Source organism: Pseudomonas sp. PB120, from assembly GCF_009761815.1.
Lineage (GTDB): Bacteria > Pseudomonadota > Gammaproteobacteria > Pseudomonadales > Pseudomonadaceae > Aquipseudomonas.
The window spans coordinates 51,475-72,515 of the sequence record NZ_RWIN01000113.1 but is presented as its reverse complement, the minus strand read 5'-3'; the positions used below and the strand labels follow the sequence as shown (position 1 = coordinate 72,515).

Annotated in this window: 19 protein-coding genes and 1 pseudogene; 8 read left to right on the top strand and 12 right to left on the bottom strand. The window is 60.6% G+C overall.

Annotation, left to right across the window (positions count from 1 at the left end; all coding sequences use genetic code 11):
* The first annotated feature begins 19 nt into the window (after positions 1 to 19).
* On the top strand, positions 20 to 1,099 hold the full coding sequence (locus tag EJA72_RS20930) for a putative urea ABC transporter substrate-binding protein (protein WP_157713271.1): 1,080 nt from the start codon (positions 20 to 22) through the stop codon (positions 1,097 to 1,099).
* Positions 1,100 to 1,299: 200 nt separating this feature from the next.
* On the opposite strand, the gene EJA72_RS20925 is transcribed toward EJA72_RS20930, so the two are convergent.
* Positions 1,300 to 4,791: a hypothetical protein gene (locus tag EJA72_RS20925; RefSeq protein ID WP_157713270.1), complete on the bottom strand. Its 3,492-nt coding sequence runs from the start codon at positions 4,789 to 4,791 to the stop codon at positions 1,300 to 1,302.
* Positions 4,792 to 4,918: 127 nt separating this feature from the next.
* On the opposite strand from EJA72_RS20925, the gene EJA72_RS20920 reads away from it, so the two are divergent.
* The gene (locus EJA72_RS20920) at positions 4,919 to 5,851 is read left to right on the top strand and encodes a GlxA family transcriptional regulator (RefSeq protein ID WP_157713269.1); all 933 of its coding nucleotides are present in this window, start codon (positions 4,919 to 4,921) and stop codon (positions 5,849 to 5,851) included.
* 159 nt (positions 5,852 to 6,010) lie between these two features.
* A complete protein-coding gene (locus tag EJA72_RS20915) occupies positions 6,011 to 6,964 on the top strand; it encodes a nitrilase-related carbon-nitrogen hydrolase (protein WP_157713268.1) in 954 nt (317 codons plus the stop codon).
* A gap of 111 nt (positions 6,965 to 7,075) precedes the next feature.
* Here EJA72_RS20915 and EJA72_RS20910 read toward each other — a convergent pair whose 3' ends face one another.
* The 4 genes from EJA72_RS20910 to EJA72_RS20895 are packed head-to-tail and all read right to left on the bottom strand — an operon-like array spanning position 7,076 to position 9,263.
* The gene (locus tag EJA72_RS20910; RefSeq protein ID WP_157713267.1) at positions 7,076 to 7,774 is read right to left on the bottom strand and encodes a dienelactone hydrolase family protein; all 699 of its coding nucleotides are present in this window, start codon (positions 7,772 to 7,774) and stop codon (positions 7,076 to 7,078) included.
* Between the two features lie 37 nt (positions 7,775 to 7,811).
* A complete protein-coding gene (locus EJA72_RS20905) occupies positions 7,812 to 8,435 on the bottom strand; it encodes a glutathione S-transferase family protein (RefSeq protein ID WP_157713266.1) in 624 nt (207 codons plus the stop codon).
* Between the two features lie 51 nt (positions 8,436 to 8,486).
* Positions 8,487 to 9,002: a DoxX family protein gene (locus EJA72_RS20900; RefSeq protein WP_157713265.1), complete on the bottom strand. Its 516-nt coding sequence runs from the start codon at positions 9,000 to 9,002 to the stop codon at positions 8,487 to 8,489.
* A 57-nt stretch (positions 9,003 to 9,059) separates the two neighbouring features.
* The gene (locus EJA72_RS20895) at positions 9,060 to 9,263 is read right to left on the bottom strand and encodes a hypothetical protein (RefSeq protein ID WP_157713264.1); all 204 of its coding nucleotides are present in this window, start codon (positions 9,261 to 9,263) and stop codon (positions 9,060 to 9,062) included.
* A gap of 353 nt (positions 9,264 to 9,616) precedes the next feature.
* On the opposite strand from EJA72_RS20895, the pseudogene EJA72_RS29800 reads away from it, so the two are divergent.
* From EJA72_RS29800 to EJA72_RS20875, 5 genes and pseudogenes are all read left to right on the top strand, one after another.
* Positions 9,617 to 10,270, top strand: a pseudogene (locus EJA72_RS29800) (methyl-accepting chemotaxis protein); the annotation flags it as partial.
* A 6-nt stretch (positions 10,271 to 10,276) separates the two neighbouring features.
* A complete protein-coding gene (locus EJA72_RS29795; RefSeq protein ID WP_372240728.1) occupies positions 10,277 to 10,693 on the top strand; it encodes a CZB domain-containing protein in 417 nt (138 codons plus the stop codon).
* A gap of 99 nt (positions 10,694 to 10,792) precedes the next feature.
* Positions 10,793 to 12,295 carry an aldehyde dehydrogenase family protein gene (locus EJA72_RS20885; protein WP_157713262.1) on the top strand — a complete coding sequence of 501 codons (1,503 nt, stop codon included), beginning with the start codon at positions 10,793 to 10,795 and terminating at the stop codon, positions 12,293 to 12,295.
* Positions 12,296 to 12,371: 76 nt separating this feature from the next.
* Positions 12,372 to 12,713: a BON domain-containing protein gene (locus EJA72_RS20880; protein WP_157713261.1), complete on the top strand. Its 342-nt coding sequence runs from the start codon at positions 12,372 to 12,374 to the stop codon at positions 12,711 to 12,713.
* Positions 12,714 to 12,874: 161 nt separating this feature from the next.
* On the top strand, positions 12,875 to 14,938 hold the full coding sequence (locus tag EJA72_RS20875; RefSeq protein ID WP_372240726.1) for a pyridoxamine 5'-phosphate oxidase family protein: 2,064 nt from the start codon (positions 12,875 to 12,877) through the stop codon (positions 14,936 to 14,938).
* A gap of 12 nt (positions 14,939 to 14,950) precedes the next feature.
* Here the strand turns inward: EJA72_RS20875 and EJA72_RS20870 are convergent, their stop codons facing one another.
* From EJA72_RS20870 to EJA72_RS20840, 7 genes are all read right to left on the bottom strand, one after another.
* Positions 14,951 to 15,610 (bottom strand): carbonic anhydrase, encoded by a 660-nt coding sequence (locus EJA72_RS20870; protein WP_157713260.1) that lies wholly within the window; start codon positions 15,608 to 15,610, stop codon positions 14,951 to 14,953.
* A gap of 203 nt (positions 15,611 to 15,813) precedes the next feature.
* Entirely contained in the window at positions 15,814 to 16,281 is a 468-nt protein-coding gene (cynS, locus tag EJA72_RS20865; protein ID WP_157713259.1) for a cyanase, read from the bottom strand.
* 138 nt (positions 16,282 to 16,419) lie between these two features.
* Positions 16,420 to 16,722, bottom strand: a complete 303-nt coding sequence (locus EJA72_RS20860; RefSeq protein WP_157713258.1) for a hypothetical protein — start codon at positions 16,720 to 16,722, stop codon at positions 16,420 to 16,422.
* Between the two features lie 136 nt (positions 16,723 to 16,858).
* Positions 16,859 to 17,188, bottom strand: coding sequence for a hypothetical protein (locus EJA72_RS20855; RefSeq protein ID WP_157713257.1), 330 nt, complete (start codon positions 17,186 to 17,188; stop codon positions 16,859 to 16,861).
* A gap of 508 nt (positions 17,189 to 17,696) precedes the next feature.
* Positions 17,697 to 18,200 (bottom strand): GNAT family N-acetyltransferase, encoded by a 504-nt coding sequence (locus EJA72_RS20850; RefSeq protein ID WP_157713256.1) that lies wholly within the window; start codon positions 18,198 to 18,200, stop codon positions 17,697 to 17,699.
* Positions 18,201 to 18,216: 16 nt separating this feature from the next.
* Positions 18,217 to 18,915: a pentapeptide repeat-containing protein gene (locus EJA72_RS20845; protein ID WP_157713255.1), complete on the bottom strand. Its 699-nt coding sequence runs from the start codon at positions 18,913 to 18,915 to the stop codon at positions 18,217 to 18,219.
* Between the two features lie 105 nt (positions 18,916 to 19,020).
* A complete protein-coding gene (locus EJA72_RS20840) occupies positions 19,021 to 20,967 on the bottom strand; it encodes a DNA topoisomerase III (protein ID WP_157713254.1) in 1,947 nt (648 codons plus the stop codon).
* Positions 20,968 to 21,041: the final 74 nt, after the last annotated feature.

The window sequence follows — 21,041 nt, the reverse complement described above, 5'->3', positions numbered from 1 at the left end:
CATAACCCGTGAGGTTTCCATGAAGGCATTCTCGTGCGTGTTTTATCGTTTTGCAGCCGTGTTGCTGGCGCTGTCCTGTCTCGCTTTCGGGGCCTCTGCCGCCGAGAAAAAACAGGAGTTCAAGGTTGCCTGGTCGATCTATTCCGGCTGGATGCCGTGGGGCTACGCCAGTGAACACGGGATCATCGACAAGTGGGCGAAGAAGTACGGGATTAAGATCGAACTGGTGCAGCTCAATGACTACATCGAGTCCATCAACCAGTACGCGGCGGGCGCCTTCGATGCCTGCGGCATGACCAACATGGACGCCCTGACGATCCCGAGCGCCAATGGCGTGGACACCACCGGGCTGATTCTGGGCGATTATTCGAATGGCAACGACGCCATCGTGCTGAAGAAGGGCAAGACCTTTGCCGACATCAAGGGCCAGCAGGTCAACCTGGTGGAGCTGTCGGTCTCCGATTACCTGATGTCCCGTGCCCTGGATATCCACGGCCTGAGCCAGCGCGACATCAAGATCATGAACACCTCTGACGCCGATGCGGTGGCCTCGTTCACCACGCCGGGGGTGACCGCTGCGGCGCTGTGGAACCCGCAACTGAGCATGGTGTTGAAGCAATCGCCGACGGCGGTGCAGGTCTTCACTTCCAAGGAGATCCCGGGGGAAATCATCGACATGATGGCGGTGAACACCGAGACCCTCAAAGCCAACCCTGAGTTGGGCAAGGCGCTGGTCGGTGCGTGGTTCGAGACGCTGCAATTGATGTCCGGTGACAGCGCCGAGGCAGTGGCGGCGCGCACGTCGATGGCCGAACGTTCGGGCACCGACCTCAAAGGCTATGAGGATCAATTGACCCAGACCATGTTGTTCTACACGCCGGGCACCGCGTTTGAGTTCGCCAACTCCGAGGCCATCCGCCACACCATGGACAAGGTTCGCACCTTCTCGTTTGCCAAGGGGCTACTGGGCCAGAACGCCAAAAGCGCGGACGCGGTGGGGATGCTGTTTGCTGATGGCTCGACTCTGGGCGACAAGGGCAACATCAAGCTGCGCTTTGATACACAGTTCGTGAACATGGCGCTGAACAAGCAGCTCTGATCAGACGGTTCACAGGGCGCAATACCCCTGTCGCGTCGACGAGACCCTGTGGCGAGGGAGCTTGCTCCCGCTTGAGTGCGTAGCGCTCACAAAAATCCTCGTTGCTGCCGGATATTGGGGCCGCTACGCAGCCCAGCGGGAGCAAGCTCCCTCGCCACAAATGTGGGCTCCAATCGGGGGCGCGGTCGGGCGGCCATGGGTTAGAACTTCGCATAATTCAGTGCATCAACAATCGCCGAGCCACCAATGCCGGTCAGCGACAGCAGCAACGCTCGTATCAACGGATCCTCCGAATAGCGCGAGAACGAGCCGGTGTTAAGCGTCGCGACCCGCTCGCGGATCATCTTGAATTTGCCGTAGCACGGCGTGGTTTCAGGGGTTTCCAGCAAATAGGCATCCAGACGCTGCAACGCCAGCGTACGTGCCTTTTCCGCTGCGCGACGCAGAGACAGCGCAGAGCTCAGCAACACCAGCGCCGTCAGCAGGTAGGAAATGATAAGGCTGGGCGGTGTCGGCCAGTTGTCGAAGTAACTGCTGCGAGACGCCAACAAAATCAGCAGGACCACCGTCGGCGCATAGATCAACCGGTTCACGGCCGAGGTGCGCTTGGCGATGAGCTGCAAATCCACCCATTCGTCGATGCACGGATGCTTGAACGTGCCGAAGATTTTCTTGTGCTCCAGCTGCAAGCTGCCCGGCCAGATCGCGTGATGCTCGCTGAGATGGCGAATGAACCGCGTCAGCAGCAGATTGGCATCCACCACCCAGAACACCAGGAACTGAAACACCAGCGAGGGAATCAGCCAGCTGAGCATCCACCACGGGGACTCGCCACGAACCGGCATGCCCTCCATCGGCCAGACCACAAACAGCACGCTGGTGACCACCACGTACACCCAGGTGGCGAGCAACGCCCGCAGCATGCGCGCGCCCAGCGACCCGCAGACGCAATGCTCACCCCAGAAGCGTGCGATGGAAATCATCTTGCGCCCGTCCGCGCAATTGGCCTGGGCCGATTCGCAGTTCTTCGACCAGTCGGCGCTGGGGTTGACCAGCGGGAAGAAAATCAGCAGCAGGCAATGCCCGAGCTCGTTGCACCAGCGCCGAAACCTCCAGTCCTGGCCGCGCCGGATCAAGCGCCGCAACTGGCCCCACAACGTCATCTCGTATTTGCGCATGTGCAAACGCAGGTGGTAGGCGGTTTCGATTTCGGCCCGGTTGATGCGCAGTTTTCGCCAGCCCCAGGCCAGCGCCGAAATGGAGATCAGCACCGCGAGCAAGCGCAACGCCACGGTCGGCCAGGCGCTGATGCCTTCCACGAGGAACATCGGTTCGCCGAGGCCGTTCTCGGTCAGGGTGCTGCGCATCTGGTACGCGAGCATCAGGGCCAAAATGAACATCACGAGCGGCACCACGATGTACCAGGCCCTGGAGTCATACAACACCGTGTTGGCGCTGGAGGACGGGTCCTCTTTCAGCGCCAGTTGCCGGGCGGAGCGGCGTACCAGGTTCGAAGACGCGATGCCCAACAGGATCAGCACGAAGGTGAACCACAGGAACTCGGCGTGCCAGAAACGCGTGGCGATAAAGGCGCAGGCCGCCGCCACCATGTACAGCGTCATTGGCACGCCGCGCACCCAGGCCAGCGGCGTATCGCGCTCATCTTGCGGCCCTTCGATCCGCCACCAGACGATAAACCCGGCCAGTATCAGCAACGTGATCGTCAGCGACCCGGCCCAGAAAAACGATTGAGCCTGCTTGAAACGCTCGCGGATCGACTGGGAGGGTTCAGGGTAGGGTGGTGGCGAGGGGTCCTGCAGGCAGCGCAGGGCCATGATGTCGTGAGGACGGATGCCGCGATCGGATTGCGATTGGGTCGGTGCTTCGCAATTGGCCGGGCGAGACGCCGTCAAGCGGCTCGCCAGCGGAATAAACCCACCGATGCCCACTTCGTAGATTCCCGGGGACAGCAGCTCGGATTTCGAATAGTCGAACTTCGCGCGCTTGGCATCGAAAGATTGCGGTGCCAGTGCGGCCAGCACCGAGATGAACACCGCACTTTGCAGGCTGTCGCGAAACGGCGGCACGTCCTGCTGCAAGGCGCGGGTCAGCGTCAGCCCGTAAGGCGCGGCGAGAATCAGGTTGCGCGTGGTTTGCGCCTGGCCCCGTTGCAACATGCGGGCATCGAGGTCAGTGGAAAAGTACAGTTTGTACGGCATTCGGCTCTTCAGCGCCTGCAACACCAGCAGCTTGTCGTAGGCGTCGACGCCCAGCACGCCGATCGCGCCAATGCCGCTTTCGCCGTTGCGTCGATAAGCCTCGTCCTCGCTGGCGATGTGGTCGGCAAGACGTCGAAGGTAATCGAGCTGGGAGTTGCCGTCGGCTTTTTCCAGCGGGCTGAGATCGATCTGGCCCAGGCTATTGGGCGTTTTGCTGGCGTCGGGGGTGGCGGTTTTATCGGTGCTGGCGGACTCCTCCGGCAGGCGTCCGTCCAGGCCGCGCAGGTAACTGAAGCGCAAAATCCATTGGTCGACCTGGCCTCGTTGATTTTTCTCGTCGTTACCCAGGCGGGCGTCGTGGGCCACTTGCGCCTTGAAGCTTTCGATCAAGGCGCGGCTGTAGAAACTGTCCCACTCGGAAATCAGCGCGATGCGATTGCCGCTGCGGCGCAGGTCGCGGCTGCACGGTGAGCCGATGCGTCGCAATTTGCCCTCGCCGCAGCGCACGCCGCTGGCCGGATCGACGCGGCGCAGCTTCAATTCTTCCAGCATCAGCTGGGTCATGGTGCCGTCGTCGCTGACCGTGCGCAGCAATTTCATCGGTGGGCGGTTCACCAGGGCGGGCGACAGTTTGGTGTATCCGCGGTCCAGCGTCTCGTTGTCGGCCGTGGCCAGCGGTGAGTAGATTTCGATGTTCGGCGTGGCCTTGCCGATGTCCTGGTCCTGGAACATGTCGCGCAGGACGGTCGAGGTCGACGGCCCGATGACTTTGAGCACGGTATCGGTCGGGGGCTCGGAACAGGCGTTTGGCGAACAGGCGGCCGCGACTTTTTGTTTCAGGCTGGCGCGTAAGGTGTCGAGGGCTTGCAGCGGTGTCGAGCCGAGTGCGTCCTGTTTCAACCAGAACACGATCGTGCGGTCAGGCGGCGGGGTAGCCCCTTCAAGTGCGGCCGGCGGATCGAAGGGGTTAGAGACGAATATTTCGTAGGGGGCGTCGACGAACGCGGATTTTTGCGGGGCGTCAACCGACAGGTTGGTCGCGAGTCTCAAGCAATGGATGTACTGCTCCTGATCCGGCACCCGGTGCGAATTCTTGAACCCCGCGAGCAGGGCGTAACGGATGCGCCGACGACGTTCGACTTCGTCGGCGTAAGGGCCGCCTTCGACCAGCGCGACCATGATGTCGGGCGCCGGTTTATCGCCGGCCAGGGGCGACAGGTCGGGGCTGCAGACGTTCTCGGCATCCGGGTTCTTGCTGTCCGTGAGCTTTTTGCGATAGCGCTCCACCGCGTCGAAAGGGTCCTGCCATAAGCGTGCCTCGATGGGCAGTTGCGCCTGGAATTGGGCGCCGACGGGCCGCGGTTCGAGGAAAGGATCGCGGTTGAGGGCGAACATCGATACCACCAGACTGAGGATGACCGCACTGCCTGGCAGCCAGAACGCCAGGTTAGTGCCTGAACCCTTGTTGTCCATGGCCTCGACCTCGCGTTTTCGGCCAACTGTCTAAAGTTATGTATAGCCCTATTACAGGAGGCGTACAGTGCGGGGGCTGTGGCTGGAAACACCGTCACGCCACCTTTAAGGTCAAGAGACAGTCGCCATGCACTCCATCGGACTCATTGTTTACCCCGGTTTCCAGGTGCTGGGCCTGGCCATGTGCGCCACCTTCGAAATGGCCAACAGCACGGCGGGGGAAGCGGTCTACAGCATCGCTTTGTTGTCCGAGCACGGCGGCACGGTGCAGACCTCCGCCGGGTTCGGCGTGGAGACCACAGCGTTCGATCAGCGCGCGTTTGATACGCTGCTGGTGATGGGTGACAACCTGATCCGGCCAACTTCGCCGGGCATGGTCGAGTTCTTGCGCAGCGCCAGTCATGTCACCCGGCGGCTCGGGTCGATTTGCACCGGCGCCATTGCCCTGGCCGAGGCCGGTTTGCTGGATGGCCGACGAGCAACCACGCACTGGTGCCATGCACCGGCGCTGCAACGGGCCTACCCAAAGGTGAAGGTGGAAGAGGACCGCATTTTCATCAATGACGGCAACATCTGGACGGCGGCGGGCATGAGCGCGTGCGTCGATCTGGCGTTGGCCTTGGTGGAAAAGGATCTCGGGGCGGAGATCGCACGGTTGGTGGCCCGGCAATTGGTGGTGTATCACCGGCGCGCGGGTGGGCAGTCGCAGTTTTCAGTGATGCTCGAACTGGAGCCCAAGACCGACCGCATCCAGGCGGCGCTGACGTACGCCAAGCACAACCTGAAATCCGCGCTGTCGGTTGAAGAACTGGCGGACGCCGCCCATCTCAGCCCTCGGCAATTCAGCCGGGTGTTCCACGCCGAAACCGGCCAATCACCCGCCAAAGCCATCGAAAACCTGCGGGTAGAAGCCGCGCGCCTGATGATGGAAACCGGTCGGCATTCCATCGATGTGGTCGCCACCGACACCGGTTTTGGCGATCGGGAACGTATGCGTCGGGCGTTCATCCGCGCGTTCGGCCAGCCACCACAAGTCATCCAGCGCGCCAACCGAACCTGATGCAAATCCCTGTAGGAGCGAGCTTGCTCGCGAAAGCGGTCTCGAAGACCCTACTCAAGTGGCTTGACCTAAAAGGTGGCCTATTCGACATTTAAGACAAAATATGATTGGCGTAATTTAGACCTTGTTGAAGCCCAATCCCTCAATGAGACTACCGCCATGACCATCGTCAAAGCCGCCGCCGTCCAGATCGCCCCCGTTCTCTACAGCCGTGAAGGCACCGTAGAAAAGGTGGTCAACAAGATTCGTGAACTGGGCGAGAAGGGCGTGCAGTTCGCCGTTTTCCCCGAAACCATCGTGCCGTACTACCCGTATTTCTCCTTCGTGCAGTCGCCTTTCAAAATGGGCTCCGAGCATTACAAATTGCTCGACCAGGCCGTCGTGGTGCCCTCGGCCACCACCGACGCCATCGGCCAGGCCGCCAAGGAGGCGAACATGGTGGTTTCCATTGGTGTCAACGAACGCGATGGCAGCACGCTGTACAACACGCAGTTGCTGTTCGATGCCGACGGCACCTTGATCCAGGCCCGTCGCAAGATTTCGCCGACCTATCACGAACGCATGATCTGGGGCATGGGCGATGGTTCCGGCCTGCGTGCCACCGACAGCGCGGTCGGGCGCATCGGGCAACTGGCCTGTTGGGAACATTACAACCCGCTGGCACGCTACGCCTTGATCGAAGACGGCGAACAGATTCACGCCTCGATGTACCCGGGTTCATTTGCAGGTGACCTGTTCACCCGGCAGATGGAAGTCAGCATCCGTATGCATGCCTTGGAATCGGCGTGCTTTGTGGTGAACTCGACGGCCTGGTTGTACCCAGAGCAACAGGCGCAAATCATGGCCGACACCGGTTGCGAAATCGGTCCGATCTCGGGCGGTTGCTACACGGCGATTATCGATCCGCAAGGCGAAGTGGTGGGTGTACTGACTGAAGGCGAAGGGGAGGTGATTACAGACATCGACCTGTTCCAGATCGAAATCCGCAAACGCCAGATGGACGGGCGCGGTCACTACAGCCGTCCGGAATTGCTCAGCCTGAACATCGACCGCACGCCTCATCGCCATGTGCATGAACGCACGGCAAAAGCGGAAGAAGTCAGTTCCTTGTAGGAGCTAGCTTGCTAGCGATGGACGTCAGAACGGCGCGTTTTTTCAGGAAGCACGCGTTTTCGTTAACGTCCATCGCGAGCAGGCTCGCTCCTACAGGGGGGCGGTGTTGTTTTAGAGTTCCATGCCCAGGAAGATCAACGTATTACCATGGGCTTCAGCCGCTGCGCGCTGGTTGTAGCTTTCACGGTGCGAGCAGTTGAAGCCATGCTCGGCTTCCGGGTACACGACGATTTCCACGTTGTCGTTGGTGTCGAAACGCTCGGCGATTTTCTCTACGTCTTCCAGCGAAATGTGCGTGTCCTGTTCGCCGAAATGCATCAGCAACGGCACTTCGATTTCATCGGCACGGTCCAGTTGGTTCTGGATGCCGCCGCCGTAGTACGCGATGGCCACGTCCACCAGGCCATTGGCGGCCGTGTGGTACGAGAGCAAACCGCCAAAGCAGAAACCGATGGAGGCGATGCCGCCGTCGAGGCCCGGGTGGGCTTTCAAGGCGTCGATGGCCAGTTCGATATCGGCCTGAGCCTTGTTGACGTCGGTGGCGTTCATCAACTCCACGGCGCGTTTCCAGCCCGGCTCATCGTAAGTCAGTTCGATGCGATGGCCGCTGCGCCAGAACAGGTCTGGTGCGATCACCAGGTAACCGTCGGCGGCGTATTGCTCGGCGACCGAGCGAATGTGTTCGTTCACGCCGAAGATCTCCTGGATCAGCACAATCCCCGGACCCTTGAGGGTATGGGGAATGGCCAGGTAAGCACCGAATTTACCTTCGGCGCTGTCGATCTCGATCCATTGGGTGGTCACGCTCATGGTGGCTCCTGTCTTCGCAAGTGAGTTGGGGAAAAGCTTATTGCGGTGGGGTGGCCTGGAAGCTTGGCAGCGCTTGAACCCGTTTCCACCAGTCATCGAAACCGTTGACCGCAAATACCTGCGGCGCGTCCGGGGTCATCGCCATGTAAGCACAGGCCGGTGCCAGGTAAAAGTCACCGAAGCTGGGATCCTGCCCGGCGACAAACGGATCGTCACCTTTGATTTTCATCAGCTCGCGCAAAACCAGTTTCGAATTCTCGATGCCTTTACGCCGGGAGTCTTCGTTTTTCCCGCCGATAAAGTCGGGAAACAGGTGGTACCCGAACACCGAGCCCAGGGCGCCGTAGCCATAGGAATCGTAAATCCCCATGACCATGTGGGCACGGGCGCGGTCATGGGCATTGTCAGGCATCAACGAAGGGCCGGGCAAAACCTCATCGAGGTAGGCCATGATCGCGTCGGTCTCGATCACCCGAAAACCATCGTGATCGATGACCGGCACCTTGGCGAAGGGGTGGCGCGCCAAATGCTCCGGCAGATGCGGCTCGCCTTTCATCACGTTGACCGGCACCTGGTCGTAGTCCGCCGCTTTTTCTGTCAGCAGCATCTTCACGGTGCGTACATAAGTGCTGCCGTTGAAACCGTAGAGGGTGAGGCTCATGACGATTGCTCCGTTCTTGTGGAGTGGGAGGCATTATCGACGTGCTGGTGTTTAGCGATTGTGACGGCGCCAGAAAAATCGGGCCAACAGCGCATCGAGACTGAGCTTGCCGGCACCCGAGAGCAACAGCGGCATAAAGGCCGCGAGGTAAATCAGCGGCAGTTTGAAGTTGCCGTGACCCTTGTTGCTGATGGCGTAACCCTGAGCAAGCTCACTCAATGTAGACCAATCGGTTGGCCAGTGAACGGCCGCCGTCGCAACAATCGTGACCACGATCAGGATGAACGCCGAAACCCGGGTGCCCAGGCCCACCAGGATCGCGAGGGCGCAGATCAGCTCAGCCCACATCGACAGTTCCCAGTTCAGGTTGGCCGACACGTGGTCGAACGGAAACGGGAAGCGGTCCTGAATGTCGGCGAACCAGTTATCGCCATTCCATTTTTCAAGGCCTGACTCGAAGAACTCCCAGGCGAGAAACACCCGCAGGGTCAGCGGCGCGATCCAGCTACCGGCACGGTCAAGGTTAAGGTGCAGGCCTTTGACGGCCGAAGTGAGTGAGGTGCTCATGGGGGTGATCTCCGTTCAGTCAGGGATGCGGGGCAGCGGCGTGCCCCGCGCAATGGGTTACTCGCTGGCGCCGCACTTGCCTTCGCCGCATTTACCTTCTGCGGGTTTTTCCGCCGTGTCGGCCTGGGCCTGGCTGTAGCCGTGGGCCAGTTGTTTCATGCTGAACGCTTCAGACTCGGAGGCCGAAGCCACGTTGGCCAGCGCCAGGCCACCGGCGATGATCAGGCCGAGGGTCAGGGAAGAAGTCGAGAGTTTGAACATGGTGATACTCCTAAGCATTGAGTGAGTTGAGCGCTTTGATCGGCTTGGCCAATCGACAGGCACATTTCATCAAGCAGGTGTATCTGCGATGTGTCGCGGGTGCGGGGTTTTATAGGCGCGGTGTGTCAGGCCCTGCTCTGTACACACTCTGATACGTACGACACACCCCCCTGTAGGAGCGAGCCTGCTCGCGATGGTCGTTAACGATAACGCGTGCTGACTGGCGAAACGCGGCGCTCCTGAGTTCATCGCGAGCCAGCTCGCTCCTACATGGAGCGCGAGTATTTCGTGGAATTGGGTCTTTTACCCGGCCCCATTCATTCGTATCGTCCGCGTTTTGGGGCGTAGGGGAGATGGGGATGAATTTCACATGGCGCAAGCAAGCTGCCGTGCAGGTGGTCGAACCGCCCGTGGCGCCGGTGGCTGCGGCAACCGTAGACGACCCGATGCTGGCAACGCGCAAGGCCGAATTGCGCGATCGCGACTTTTTCCGTGGCTTGGCACAGCACCTGCTGACCTGCGGCAACTCGCTGTCGCCGGTCAGTGAGTCCTTTTCGATGCTCAACCAGCGCCTCAAACTCAATCACCAACGGGCCGAAACCGTGGCGCGCGCGGCCATCGACAACCGGGCACAGGTCAGCCATCTGCAGGAGCAATCCCGGGTCATGGCCGCCGGCCTCGATGCACTGGAAGAGGTGATCACCCATCTGGTCGGCCGCGCCAGCGAGATCGACCGGATCGTCGACCTCATCAGCGACATCGCGCGCAAGACCAACCTGCTGGCACTCAACGCCGCCATCGAAGCGGCGCGCGCCGGGGACAAGGGGCGCGGTTTTGCCGTGGTGGCCGGTGAAGTGCGCTTGCTCGCGGAAAAAACCGCCGAAGCCACCCGGGAGATCGTCAAGGAAACCTCGGCCATCCAGCAGGAAATCAGCCAGGCCAAACAGGCCATCTCACAACAAAACCAGGTGTCGAACGCGTTCGGCGCCGTGATCGACAAAACCGCCGAGGCCATGGCCGGCATGTACGGCGAAGCCCAGCAGATGCAGCGCGAAATCGATCAGTCGCACCTGCTGTCCAACGTCGAACTGGCGAACCTGCAAGAGCTGACGCTCAAAGTCACGGTGTACGATCGCCTGCTCAATCCCCAACCTCATTCACCGCTGACCCTGCCCGACGAAACCGAATGCCTGTTCGGCCAGTGGTACTACGGCGAGCAGAACCAGACCGAACAACGGGACGCCGAGTTTCGCCGCATGGAAGTGCCGCACCGACTGGTTCACAGCAGCGGGCAGGCGGCGCTGGAGGCGCATGGCCGGGGCGAGCTGGAGGAGACGCTCAGGCACGTCGGGCAGATGGAGGACGCGAACGCCGCAGTGATGCGCACGGTCAAGGGCTTGCTGCATTCGCGCCTGCAATCGCGGACCTGAACGTCGGGTCTTCGATCAGCGGTCACGCCGACGGTTAATGACGCTCCCGGGATTTTGCTATACATTTTCCGGCCGTCCATTGCATGGTGAAACCGCTTCATGTCTCTTGCGCTCGAACGTCTAGTCGCTGGCACACAGATCCCTTTCGCCGGTAACCGCGTCACCGTGGTCAGCCTCGAATTGGCGGCACGCTTTCAGCCCGGAGACCACCTGCTGGTCGAGCAGGTCAGCGGCGAATTGTTGCTGGTGCCCGTGGCGGACCAGAAAGCGGCGACGGTGGCGATCGAGCGGGCTGAAGCGGCCTTTGCAGCGATGTCGGCCGTTTCGGACGAGGCGATCAGCGCGTTCTTCGACTTCTTCGCCCTGCGCCTGGAAAACCAGGACTGCTGGGACTTGATCGAGGCCGCGAACCTGGCGGACATCGAGTGGGCCCGCTCGCGCGGCCGTTCGACCACACGGTTGCTGGCCGATGACCGCATGCGCCGTGACATGATCGCCGGCTTGCGCGCTTGGCGCGATGCGCCCGCTACTCGCGGCAAAGTCCTCAGTTGCATCGAGCATGACGGCTGGAAAGTCGAGCAAGTGATTTCACCCCTGGGCATCGTCGCGTTCGTCTTCGAAGGCCGGCCTAATGTGTTTGCCGACGCCGCGGGCGTGTTGCGCACCGGCAACACCGCTGTGCTGCGCATCGGCAGCGACGCCCTGGGCACGGCGCAAGCCATCGTCACCCACGCGTTGAACCCGTCCTTGAGCGACGCCGGGTTGCCGGCGGGCGCGGTGTCGTTGGTTGAAAGCATCAACCACGCCGCCGGTTGGGCGATGTTCGCCGACCGGCGCCTGTCGCTGGCTGTGGCCCGTGGTTCGGGGCGCGCCGTCAGCCAGTTGGGCAGCATTGCGCAACAGGCCGGCACCGCCGTCAGCCTGCACGGCACCGGTGGTGCATGGCTGATCGCCGACAAAGACGCCGACGCCACGCGTTTCGCCGCCGTGGTGCGCAATTCCCTGGATCGCAAAGTCTGCAACACCCTGAACGTCTGCCTGATTCACCGCGACCGTGCAGCCGAACTGGTGCCGCTGTTTCTGAACGCCTTGCAACAGGCCGGTGCCGCACGGGAAGAGGGCTGCAAATTGCACATCGTCGAGGGCAGCGAGGCGCATCTGCCCGGCCATTGGCGGACCGAGACGGTCGATGTCTACCGCGCCGACGGTTACCAGACCGAAGCGTTGGCCGAGTCGCTGCCTGAAGATCAGTTGGGCCGCGAGTGGGAATGGGAGGAAACCCCTGAAGTCAGCCTGATGATCATCGACGACCTGGACACCGCGATCGCCTTGTTCAATCGCTACAGCCCGCAGTTCACTGTGTCGCTGATCAGTGAGCAAGCCGAGGCTCAGGAGCGCTTCTACAATCAGGTCAACGCACCGTTCGTGGGCAACGGCATAACCCGTTGGGTCGATGGCCAATACGCGCTGAACAAGCCGGAACTCGGTCTTTCGAACTGGGAAAACGGTCGCCTCTTCGCGCGCAGTGCGATTCTTTCGGGGGATGGGGTGTTCACCGTTCGCAGCCGGATGAGCCAGACGGATCTGACGGTCAAACGCTGAGCCTTTCCGAACGCAGGCCACAGGCGCACTATAATTAATGTGTGTTTGAGTCTGTGTTTTGAGAGAGGGGTCCGCCATGAAACTTCAATCCTTCCAGCATTACTCTCATCGGCTGGAAACGGCCGCTCACGATGCGTGGATCACCACCCGGGTCAAATCGGCCTTGGCCCTCGGCGAGCCGAGCCTTGGCTTGCAAATCCATGTCAAAACCCTTGCGGGCACTGTGTTCTTGAGCGGTCGCGTCAACACCCACAAACAGTGCGAGCAGGCGGTTGCCCTGGCCCGCACCGTGCCAGGGGTTAACGAAATCGATGCGAGAGAATTGCTGACCCACGTGTTCACGCCGGGCAGCATCCCGACCGCGCCCGACGCGGAAGAAAGCGTAGAGCGCCGTTCCGACAAGCTCGACGATCAATGACGTTCAAATAGCCGCGAGCGCTCCCGGAAACCGGGAGAACTCGCGGTGATGTTATCCGTCCGTCTCCCGTACATCGCCGACGACTGGTCAACTTCAGCTAACAGGGCCATTCTTGCCAGCTTGAGCGCAAGACACCTGTTTACGAATACGTAGAGGTCGTCATGAACCAGATGGAAGAGCCGGGCGCATCGCCTTGGCATGCAGGCGAGCGGCAGTTGCAGGAAAGCGTCGGCGTAGCCGAACGCATGGAGGTCTTCGGGCGCAAAGTGGTGCGCGATTATCTTCCCGATCAACATCGACAGTTCTATGCGCAGCTACCGTATCTGGTGCTCGGCGCAGTCGATGACCAAGGCGTGCCTTGGGCAACGCTGATCGAAGGTCCTCCCGGTTTTGTCCATTCCCCCGATCCCCGTCTGTTACAACTCGAGCGATGGCCTGCCGAAGGCGATCCTGTCCGCCCCGCGCTGCGCGAGGGCGTGCCGGTGGGGCTGCTGGGCATCGACCTGAAAACCCGTCGCCGCAATCGCATGAACGGTCATCTCAAGGCCGCCCCCTCGGGCGGCTTTTGCGTTTCTGTCGAACATGCCTTTGGCAACTGTCCCCAATACATTCAGTTGCGCGGCCTGAATCCTCTGTCGGTGGGCGGGACCTCGTCCAACGTGGCCGTCGAACATTTGAATCAACTGGACGACGCTGCGCGGGCGGTGATTGCCGCCGCCGATACGTTCTTTCTTGCCAGCTACCTGGACCTCGACAACAACCCGGCCAAGCGTTCGGTGGACGTCTCGCACCGAGGCGGCAACAGCGGTTTTGTGCGGGTGGACGGCAACGTGCTGACGATTCCCGATTTCGCCGGCAACCTGCACTTCAATACCTTGGGCAATCTGCTGCTCAACCCTCAGGCGGGCCTGTTGTTTGTCGATTTCACGTCAGGGGATATGTTGCAGGTTGCGGGGCGCACCGAGATCATTCTCGAAGGGCCTGAAATAGCCGCGTTCCAGGGCGCCGAGCGACTGTGGAAACTGACCGTGGAGCACGTCGTCAGGCGCGCCGCCGTGCTGTCGGTGCGCTGGCAGTTCGAAGGGTTTTCACCCAACAGCCTGATGACCGGCAGCTGGCAGCAAGCCGAGGGGCGGTTGCAGGCCGATGCCTTGCGCGATCAATGGCGCCTGCTGCGGGTCACGCGCATTGTCGATGAAAGTCAGAGTATTCGTTCTTTCTACCTGGAACCCGCCGATGACGCCGGCTTGCCCCGCTTCGAGGCGGGGCAGCATTTGCCGGTGCGTTTCCATCTAACCGAAGGGCAAGCGCCGTTGGTGCGCACTTACAGTGTGTCGAGTGCGCCCTCGGACGATTTTTTTCGCATCAGCGTCAAGCGTGACGGGGTGGTGTCGTGTCATTTACACGAGCGCATCCGGGAAGGCGACCTGATAGAAGCCCGCGCGCCACAAGGGCGCTTCACGGTCACACCGGATGAGCGTCGACCACTGGTGTTGCTGGCAGCGGGCGTCGGGGTGACGCCGTTGCTGTCGATGTTGCGTGAAGTGATCTATGAGGGCGAGCGCATCCGGCGCACGCGCCCGACCTGGTTCATACAGAGTGCCCGCAGCCTGGCCGATCTCGGCTTTCGCGATGAACTGTATGAACTGGCCAGCCGCGCCAAGGATTCAGTGCGGGCCTTGCGGCTGCTCAGCCAACCCGAGGATCACGCGCGTGAGGGCGAGGATTTTGAGTTGGCGGGACGGGTCGATATCGAACTGCTTAAAGCCTTGTTGCCGTTCAATGACTACGATTTCTACCTGTGCGGTCCCGGTGCCTTTACCCAGGCGCTGTACGACAGCTTGCGTGCCTTGCGCATCGGTGATGACCGGATTCATGCAGAAACATTCGGCCCGTCGACACTGGTCCGTCAGCGGGACCAATTGACCCCGGCCAGTGAGCAAACACCCGCCGCACAAAGCCCGGTAAAAGTGCTGTTTGCCGCATCGGCCAAGGAGGCGCGCTGGGAGCCGGGCGGCGCGAGTTTGCTGGAACTGGCCGAAAGCCGTGGCCTGAATCCCGAGTTCAGTTGCCGTGGCGGTTCGTGCGGTACGTGCCGCACCCGGCTGGTCAGCGGGCAGGTGCATTACCTGAACATGCCCGCCGAGTTGCCGGCTGAAGGGGAAGTGCTGATCTGTTGCGCGGTGCCGGCGGAGGGCGCGGAGCCGCTGGTACTTGAGCTTTAGCTCCGGCGTTGATCAAGCGGCTTCAACCGCTTTGCCGTGCACGGCGCAGGTGGTCGGGTGCTCGGCCAGCGATACGAATGTGCGAGTACTGGAATCCAGTGCATCGACCGAACCGGTTTCGATGTCGTAGACCCAGCCGTGCAGGTTCAGCTGACCTTTTTCCTGAGCCAGGCGCACGCTCGGGTGGGTCTGGATGTTGGCCAGTTGGGCGATCACGTTTTCCCGAACCATCGAACTCACTTTGGCGGCTTCATTGGCATGAGGGCGCGACTCGTTAATGACTTTCGCCGACTCTGAATGTTGCAACCAGCCGGCTACTGCAGGCAGGTGATCCATGCAGGTGCACTTGGCGACGGCGGTCATGGCGCCGCAATCGGAATGGCCGCAAATCACAATGTCGGTGACGCCCAGCACGGCGACCGCGTACTCGACCGTGGCCGACACACCGCCCGGATGCGGGCTGTAAGAGGGCACGATATTGCCGGCGTTGCGGATCACGAACAGTTCGCCGGGTTCTTGCTGGGTCAGCAGTTCCGGTACTACACGGCTGTCGGAGCAGGTGATGAACAGGGTGCCGGGGTGTTGCGTGGTGGCCAGGTGTTTGAACAGGTCGGTCCGTTGCGGGAAGGCTTCTTTCTGAAACTTCAAAAGACCGTCGATAAGCGCTTTCATGGGTAATGCCTCATACGTAATCTGGATGCGGTTTGTGTCGCCGCCTGCGAATTGTGGCGAGGGGATTTATCCCCGTTGGGCTGCGCAGCAGCCCCGTTTTCCTGTGATACCGTGTCTGACGGATTGCGACGGCTTCGCCGCCGATCGGGGATAAATCCCCTCGCCACAAGGTGATGCGGATGTTGTGTGCGTCTCGTGTGAAATTAGAAAGGGCGCAGCGGCAGGAACTTGCCATCCAGGGTAATGACTGCACGGTGACCGCCTTCCGGGTCTTCGACTTTCTTCATGTCGAGCTTGAAGTTGATCGCGCTGATGATGCCGTCGCCGAACTGCTCATGAACCAGGGCTTTCAAGGTGGTGCCGTAGATCTGGATCATTTCGTAGAAGCGGTAGATGGTCGGGTCGGTGGGCACCCCCGACAGGCTGCCGCGCAGCGGGATGATTTGCAGGCGGGCGACCGAATCAGCGTCCAGCTCCAGTTTCTCGCCAATCACTTTGGCGGCACTTTCCGGCAGCGGGTGCTGGCCGAGCAGGGCTGCGGTGACGTACGCCAGGCCGAGGCCGGTGCCGTCGGTCAGGTCCTGCCAGGACAGATTTTTGCGGGCTTTTGCATCCAGAATTTGGGTGGTCAGTTCGAGGCTGGTGTCGTTGTAAGCGTGGGACTGTTGCATGGTGTTTCTCCTATCGGTGGGGAGTGCTTGGGTGTGAAGCAATCTTCTTCCGATTGATTCATAGCGTCCAAGACCGATACCCAATGCAGCGCATAAGCACTACCTATAGATAGAGATTCCATGCTGCTCAGGGTGAACTCAATCTTCTACCGATTGGCACTGTCCATTGGAGGCCTTGCCCGTGGCGCTCACGGTCACCGAGTCATCATCGTTGACGGTGATCGAGAGTTTGATGCCCTTGCCGTTGGCTTCGAAATGGCGTTCGTCGATGATTTTTGACTCGGCTTCCTTACTATCGATCAACACCGGGCCGTCCGGATCCGCATGAACAGCGACTTTGCCCGGGCAGTCGACATCAAAAGCAGGCATACCGGGGGTGCTGTTGGCGTGGGCACTATTTGCCAGCGACAGCAGCACCAGGATCGTCAGGGTTTTCTTCATCGCAAGGCTCCAATGGTCGGTGGATACGCTTAACGATAGCTTCGTTTGCTGCGCGCGAGACAAACAAAAAGGCCCCGCTCGATTTAACGAGCGGGGCCTTTTTCATGGAGGGGAGCGTTAAAACCCCATCGCGCTATCAGTAGAACCGGTCAATCACCCGAACTTCGTTGTGGTTCTGCATCGAGGCCCACGCCTGTTTCAGCGTTTGCAGCACATTACCGATGAAGTCCTTGTCGGCTGCGGCTTTCTTGCCAACATAGCCCTGGCCGCGACGGTACATCTTCAGTCGAGCGAGCAGGTTCTGGTTGTTCTGGTCGAACTCCGCTTCATGAGCGTGAGGCGACAGGCAGTCGATATGAACCTGGCCCGACTTGCTGATCCACAGGATATGGCTGTCCAGGGTATCTTTTTGCGCGGCAAACATACGAGCCAGTTCATCGATAGTGGGTTGATTGTTCAGATTCATAATTATGCCCCTTGACCATTTGGTGATCTTTCAAAGTTGGTTCGCTAATACAAGTAGCCCATCGGTTAGTTGATCCCTGGCACCGAAACCAGGACGTCAGCGTTCGTCCGCCATAGTCGGCGAGTCACGCGTCTGTTGCATGTAGTCGTGTTGAATAACTGCTACGCGTTAGCGTCACAACGAAGAGAAGCAGCGAAAACCTTCAGGCCACTGCCGACGTTTTCAGGGTCGGCCACAAGCTTCATGAGGATAGATCGCCAGCGCTTCTCGTCCTTGTACTGGACGTTCGGGCCAGGTCAGTTTCTTCAATCTGCCTTGTGGGCAGCGTGTATCCGGGGAAAACAGCTCGGCGGTCAGACGAGCTTGCTCAAACATGTTGCTGTACTCCCGATCGGGGAGATGTCTGCATCATGCAAGGCCAAATCGGACGCGTCAACAGTTATGTAGTGATTATTTTTATGCACTACATATTGTCGGACAAAGCGCTTTGGAATTAGAAAACGGGCGGTCAGCCCTGCGGGGGCGGGGTCTGGAAGCGATAGAACGTGCACGGATAGCCGTCGACGTCGCGTTGATGCACGGAAAGCCCGATGCCGCCCAGTTCGGGCATGACCCGGGCCCAAAACCGCCGTGCAGGCGGGTTGGCATCGAGATGGAAAATTTGCCATTGCCCGGGGATTCGACTCAAGAGGGCAGACACGACAAATTCCGCGACGCCTTGGCCACGAAAGCGTCGAGTGACAAACAGGTAGCTGATGTTGTGTTCGGCGCCGTCAAGATGAGTGTCGTCATCCACGGTCACGAAACCGGCCAGTTCCCCGTCAACGCGGATCAAAAACGGCTGGGTAGCAGGTTGGCGCCAGTAGTCGGGTTTGGGGCGGTGGTTGAAGAAACCATGTTCCGCGAGCTTCAGCGGCAACCACTCGCTGAAGTCGTACAGGTAGAACTGCATCAGGTTTTCAATCGTTTCGCATTCGTCGCGCTGGGCGGCGTGCAGTTCTATTGAAAGCATGCGGTTTGACTCCTGACTACATGACGGTTAATCCAAGTCCTGACAGAAGCATTGAAGCCTGACTCTTGGAAATAATGGCGCCTTTGAACAGCTTCGCGTCAACAAGGCGCAGTCCATCCAGACTTGCTTCCCGTAAATCAGCCTGGTCAAAACGAGCGTTATTGACCCGCGCCATGGACAAACTTCCGCCCTCAAGAAATTCGGCCTGACGGAAATCGCAGTAACTCAAGTCTGCGTCGGCAAAGTCGAGGCCACGCAACTTCGATTTGTAGAAGGAAAGGCCGGACAGACAGGCACTGCGCAGCACGCAGTCGGAAAAATTCAAGCCCAAGGTGGCGGCGTCGACAAAATTGGCGCCCGTCAGCTTGCAGCCTTCGAAGGAAGCGTGAGCCAGCTTGCTGTGCTGCCACTGGGTATTGTTCAGATCGGAGCTGGAAAATTTGGCGTCGACCAACGTCGCCGAGCGGAATATCGCCTGAGCTGCCCGGCAATTCAGCCATTCGGTGTTATCGAGTTTTGCCGCCGTCAGGTTGCTGCCGGCGAAGAGGCAACGTTCGAAGCGCATGCCCTGCAGATTGATCCGCGACAGATCCTGGCCGCTGAAGTCGATTGCGGTGAACCAGAGTGGGGACGACTGATCCTGAATCAACTCCGCCAGTGTCGTTGTGTCGAATTCTTCGGGACTGATTTTCAGGTAAACACGTTCAGTGTGCATCGAACCTCCAGGGGACTGTCATCAGAAATCTTAGCGCGACACAGGTTGTACGACAGCCCTCCGAACGGACGATGCGGCTTTGTGTTACCTGTGTAATTGACCCTTTCATTTGCTCGCCGGTTTGGCCGCACGCCGGGTACCGGTCGACGGCTTGCGCTTGGCCGGTTTCCGTTTGTTTTTCCACGGCGTGGCACCGCGCCCGGCCGGGCTTGCTGGTCCGCTGATGGTCAGGCTCAGGCCGGCACAACGGGCGACTTGCTTGCTCATCCACGCCGCTTGCTTGGTGACGAATTCTTCCAGGCTCATTTCTCCGCTTTGCACCATGTCCAGTGCCTGTTCCCAGATCGCCGTGGTCCCGGGATCTGCAATCGCGCGCGGCACGGCATCGATCAGGCTGAACGCCGCCGGTGTTGCGGCGAGGGCCTTGCCGTTCTTAATCAGGTAACCACGATCGAGCAGGCCTTGAATGATCGAGGCGCGGGTCGCTTCGGTGCCGATGCCGGTGGTGTCCTTGAGCTTTTGCTTGAGCAGCGGGTCTTCGACCAGTTTGGCGACATTCTTCATCGCCTTGATCAGGTCACCTTCGGTGAACGGTTTCGGCGGCTGCGTCCAGAGGTCCTTGAGCTTCACGTCGGCCACCGCACAGTCGCGCCCCTCGGCCAGTGCCGGCAGCGTCTGCGGTGGCGGTGCTTCGCGGCCCTTGGCCGGGGCGAGGGCTTCGGGCAGGGCGCGCTTCCAGCCAGGCTCGACGATCTGTTTGCCCACCGCGCGCAGGGCTTCGCCGGCACAGTCGAAGTCGGCCTGGGTGCGGTCGTATTCGTGATTGGGCAGAAATTGCGCCAGGTAGCGCGCACGAATCAAGGTGTAGACCGCTCGCTGCTTGCCGGCCAGTCGTTCGAGGTTTTTCGCCGCTGCGGTTGGGATGATGCCATGGTGCGCGCTGACCTTGGCGTCGTTCCAGGCACGGGATCGTCGCTGAGGCTCAAGGTAATCGCTCAAGGCATTCAGCGCCGGATCGGCCTGCCGCAGCGCAGCCAGAATGCCCGGTGCCTCGCTGTGCTGACTCACGGGCAGGTAGCCACAGTCGCTTCGCGGGTAGGTAATGACTTTGTGGGTTTCGTAGAGCGCCTGGGCAATGTCGAGGGTTTCCTGCGCGCCGAGGCCGAGCTTCTTCGAGCAGACTTCCTGCAGGGTGCCGAGATCGAAGGGCAGGGGTGCCACTTCGCGCATGCGCTCGGTGCGCAATTTGATCACCCGGGCACTCGACGCGTTGCCCATCGCCGTGGCGGCCTGTTGGGCCAGCGCCTGATTGAGGCAACGGTCCTGATCGTCGCAGACGTCGGACGCAGCCCGCCACTGGGCGGTGAACGCGGTGCCGTGGTGCAGCAGTTGCACGTCGATGGCCCAGTAGGCCACCGGCACGAAGTCGGCAATGCTGCGGTCGCGGTCCACCACCAGGCGCAAGGTCGGCGTTTGCACCCGGCCGACCGGCAATACGCCCTGATACCCGGACTGTCGGCCCAGCAGCGTGAACAACCGGCTCATGTTCATCCCGATCAGCCAGTCTGCCCGGGATCGGCCGAGTGCCGAATGGTACAGGCTGAACGTTTCGGCACCGGGCTTGAGGGCCGCGAGGGCCTTGCGGATCGACGCATCGTCCAGCGCCGATAGCCACAACCGCTGGATCGGCCCGCGATACCGGCAATGTTCCACCAGTTCCCGGGCGATCATTTCCCCTTCGCGGTCGGCGTCGGTGGCGATCACCAGTTCGCTGGCCTCGCCGAGCAAGCGCTTCACGGCTTTGTACTGGCTGGCCGTGCGCGGTTTGACGGTCATCTTCCACTTGTCTGGAATGATCGGCAGGTCTGCCAGCACCCAACGTTTGTAGCGCGCGTCGTAGGCATCCGGCGGTGCGGTTTCCAGCAGGTGGCCGATGCACCAGGTCACCGTGACGTCCGTTCCCAGCCAGCAGCCGTCGCCCCGACGCTTGGCGCCGAGCACGGCCGCAATGTCTTTGGCCTGGGAAGGTTTTTCACAGAGGTACAGCCGCATAACCACCATCGTCCATCAACTGCCGAGAGGCGGACAGAATGGCGGTTGATGAGCGATGGGGCAATAAAAATCTG

Excerpts from the sequence above, each read along its gene's own strand:
- EJA72_RS20930 (WP_157713271.1), top strand. The coding sequence starts at position 20 with ATGAAGGCATTCTCGTGCGTGTTTTATCGTTTTGCAGCCGTGTTGCTG.
- EJA72_RS20925 (WP_157713270.1), bottom strand. The coding sequence starts at position 4,791 with ATGGACAACAAGGGTTCAGGCACTAACCTGGCGTTCTGGCTGCCAGGC.
- EJA72_RS20920 (WP_157713269.1), top strand. The coding sequence starts at position 4,919 with ATGCACTCCATCGGACTCATTGTTTACCCCGGTTTCCAGGTGCTGGGC.
- EJA72_RS20915 (WP_157713268.1), top strand. The coding sequence starts at position 6,011 with ATGACCATCGTCAAAGCCGCCGCCGTCCAGATCGCCCCCGTTCTCTAC.
- EJA72_RS20910 (WP_157713267.1), bottom strand. The coding sequence starts at position 7,774 with ATGAGCGTGACCACCCAATGGATCGAGATCGACAGCGCCGAAGGTAAA.
- EJA72_RS20905 (WP_157713266.1), bottom strand. The coding sequence starts at position 8,435 with ATGAGCCTCACCCTCTACGGTTTCAACGGCAGCACTTATGTACGCACC.
- EJA72_RS20900 (WP_157713265.1), bottom strand. The coding sequence starts at position 9,002 with ATGAGCACCTCACTCACTTCGGCCGTCAAAGGCCTGCACCTTAACCTT.
- EJA72_RS20895 (WP_157713264.1), bottom strand. The coding sequence starts at position 9,263 with ATGTTCAAACTCTCGACTTCTTCCCTGACCCTCGGCCTGATCATCGCC.
- EJA72_RS29795 (WP_372240728.1), top strand. The coding sequence starts at position 10,277 with ATGGCCGGCATGTACGGCGAAGCCCAGCAGATGCAGCGCGAAATCGAT.
- EJA72_RS20885 (WP_157713262.1), top strand. The coding sequence starts at position 10,793 with ATGTCTCTTGCGCTCGAACGTCTAGTCGCTGGCACACAGATCCCTTTC.
- EJA72_RS20880 (WP_157713261.1), top strand. The coding sequence starts at position 12,372 with ATGAAACTTCAATCCTTCCAGCATTACTCTCATCGGCTGGAAACGGCC.
- EJA72_RS20875 (WP_372240726.1), top strand. The coding sequence starts at position 12,875 with ATGAACCAGATGGAAGAGCCGGGCGCATCGCCTTGGCATGCAGGCGAG.
- EJA72_RS20870 (WP_157713260.1), bottom strand. The coding sequence starts at position 15,610 with ATGAAAGCGCTTATCGACGGTCTTTTGAAGTTTCAGAAAGAAGCCTTC.
- cynS (WP_157713259.1), bottom strand. The coding sequence starts at position 16,281 with ATGCAACAGTCCCACGCTTACAACGACACCAGCCTCGAACTGACCACC.
- EJA72_RS20860 (WP_157713258.1), bottom strand. The coding sequence starts at position 16,722 with ATGAAGAAAACCCTGACGATCCTGGTGCTGCTGTCGCTGGCAAATAGT.
- EJA72_RS20855 (WP_157713257.1), bottom strand. The coding sequence starts at position 17,188 with ATGAATCTGAACAATCAACCCACTATCGATGAACTGGCTCGTATGTTT.
- EJA72_RS20850 (WP_157713256.1), bottom strand. The coding sequence starts at position 18,200 with ATGCTTTCAATAGAACTGCACGCCGCCCAGCGCGACGAATGCGAAACG.
- EJA72_RS20845 (WP_157713255.1), bottom strand. The coding sequence starts at position 18,915 with ATGCACACTGAACGTGTTTACCTGAAAATCAGTCCCGAAGAATTCGAC.
- EJA72_RS20840 (WP_157713254.1), bottom strand. The coding sequence starts at position 20,967 with ATGCGGCTGTACCTCTGTGAAAAACCTTCCCAGGCCAAAGACATTGCG.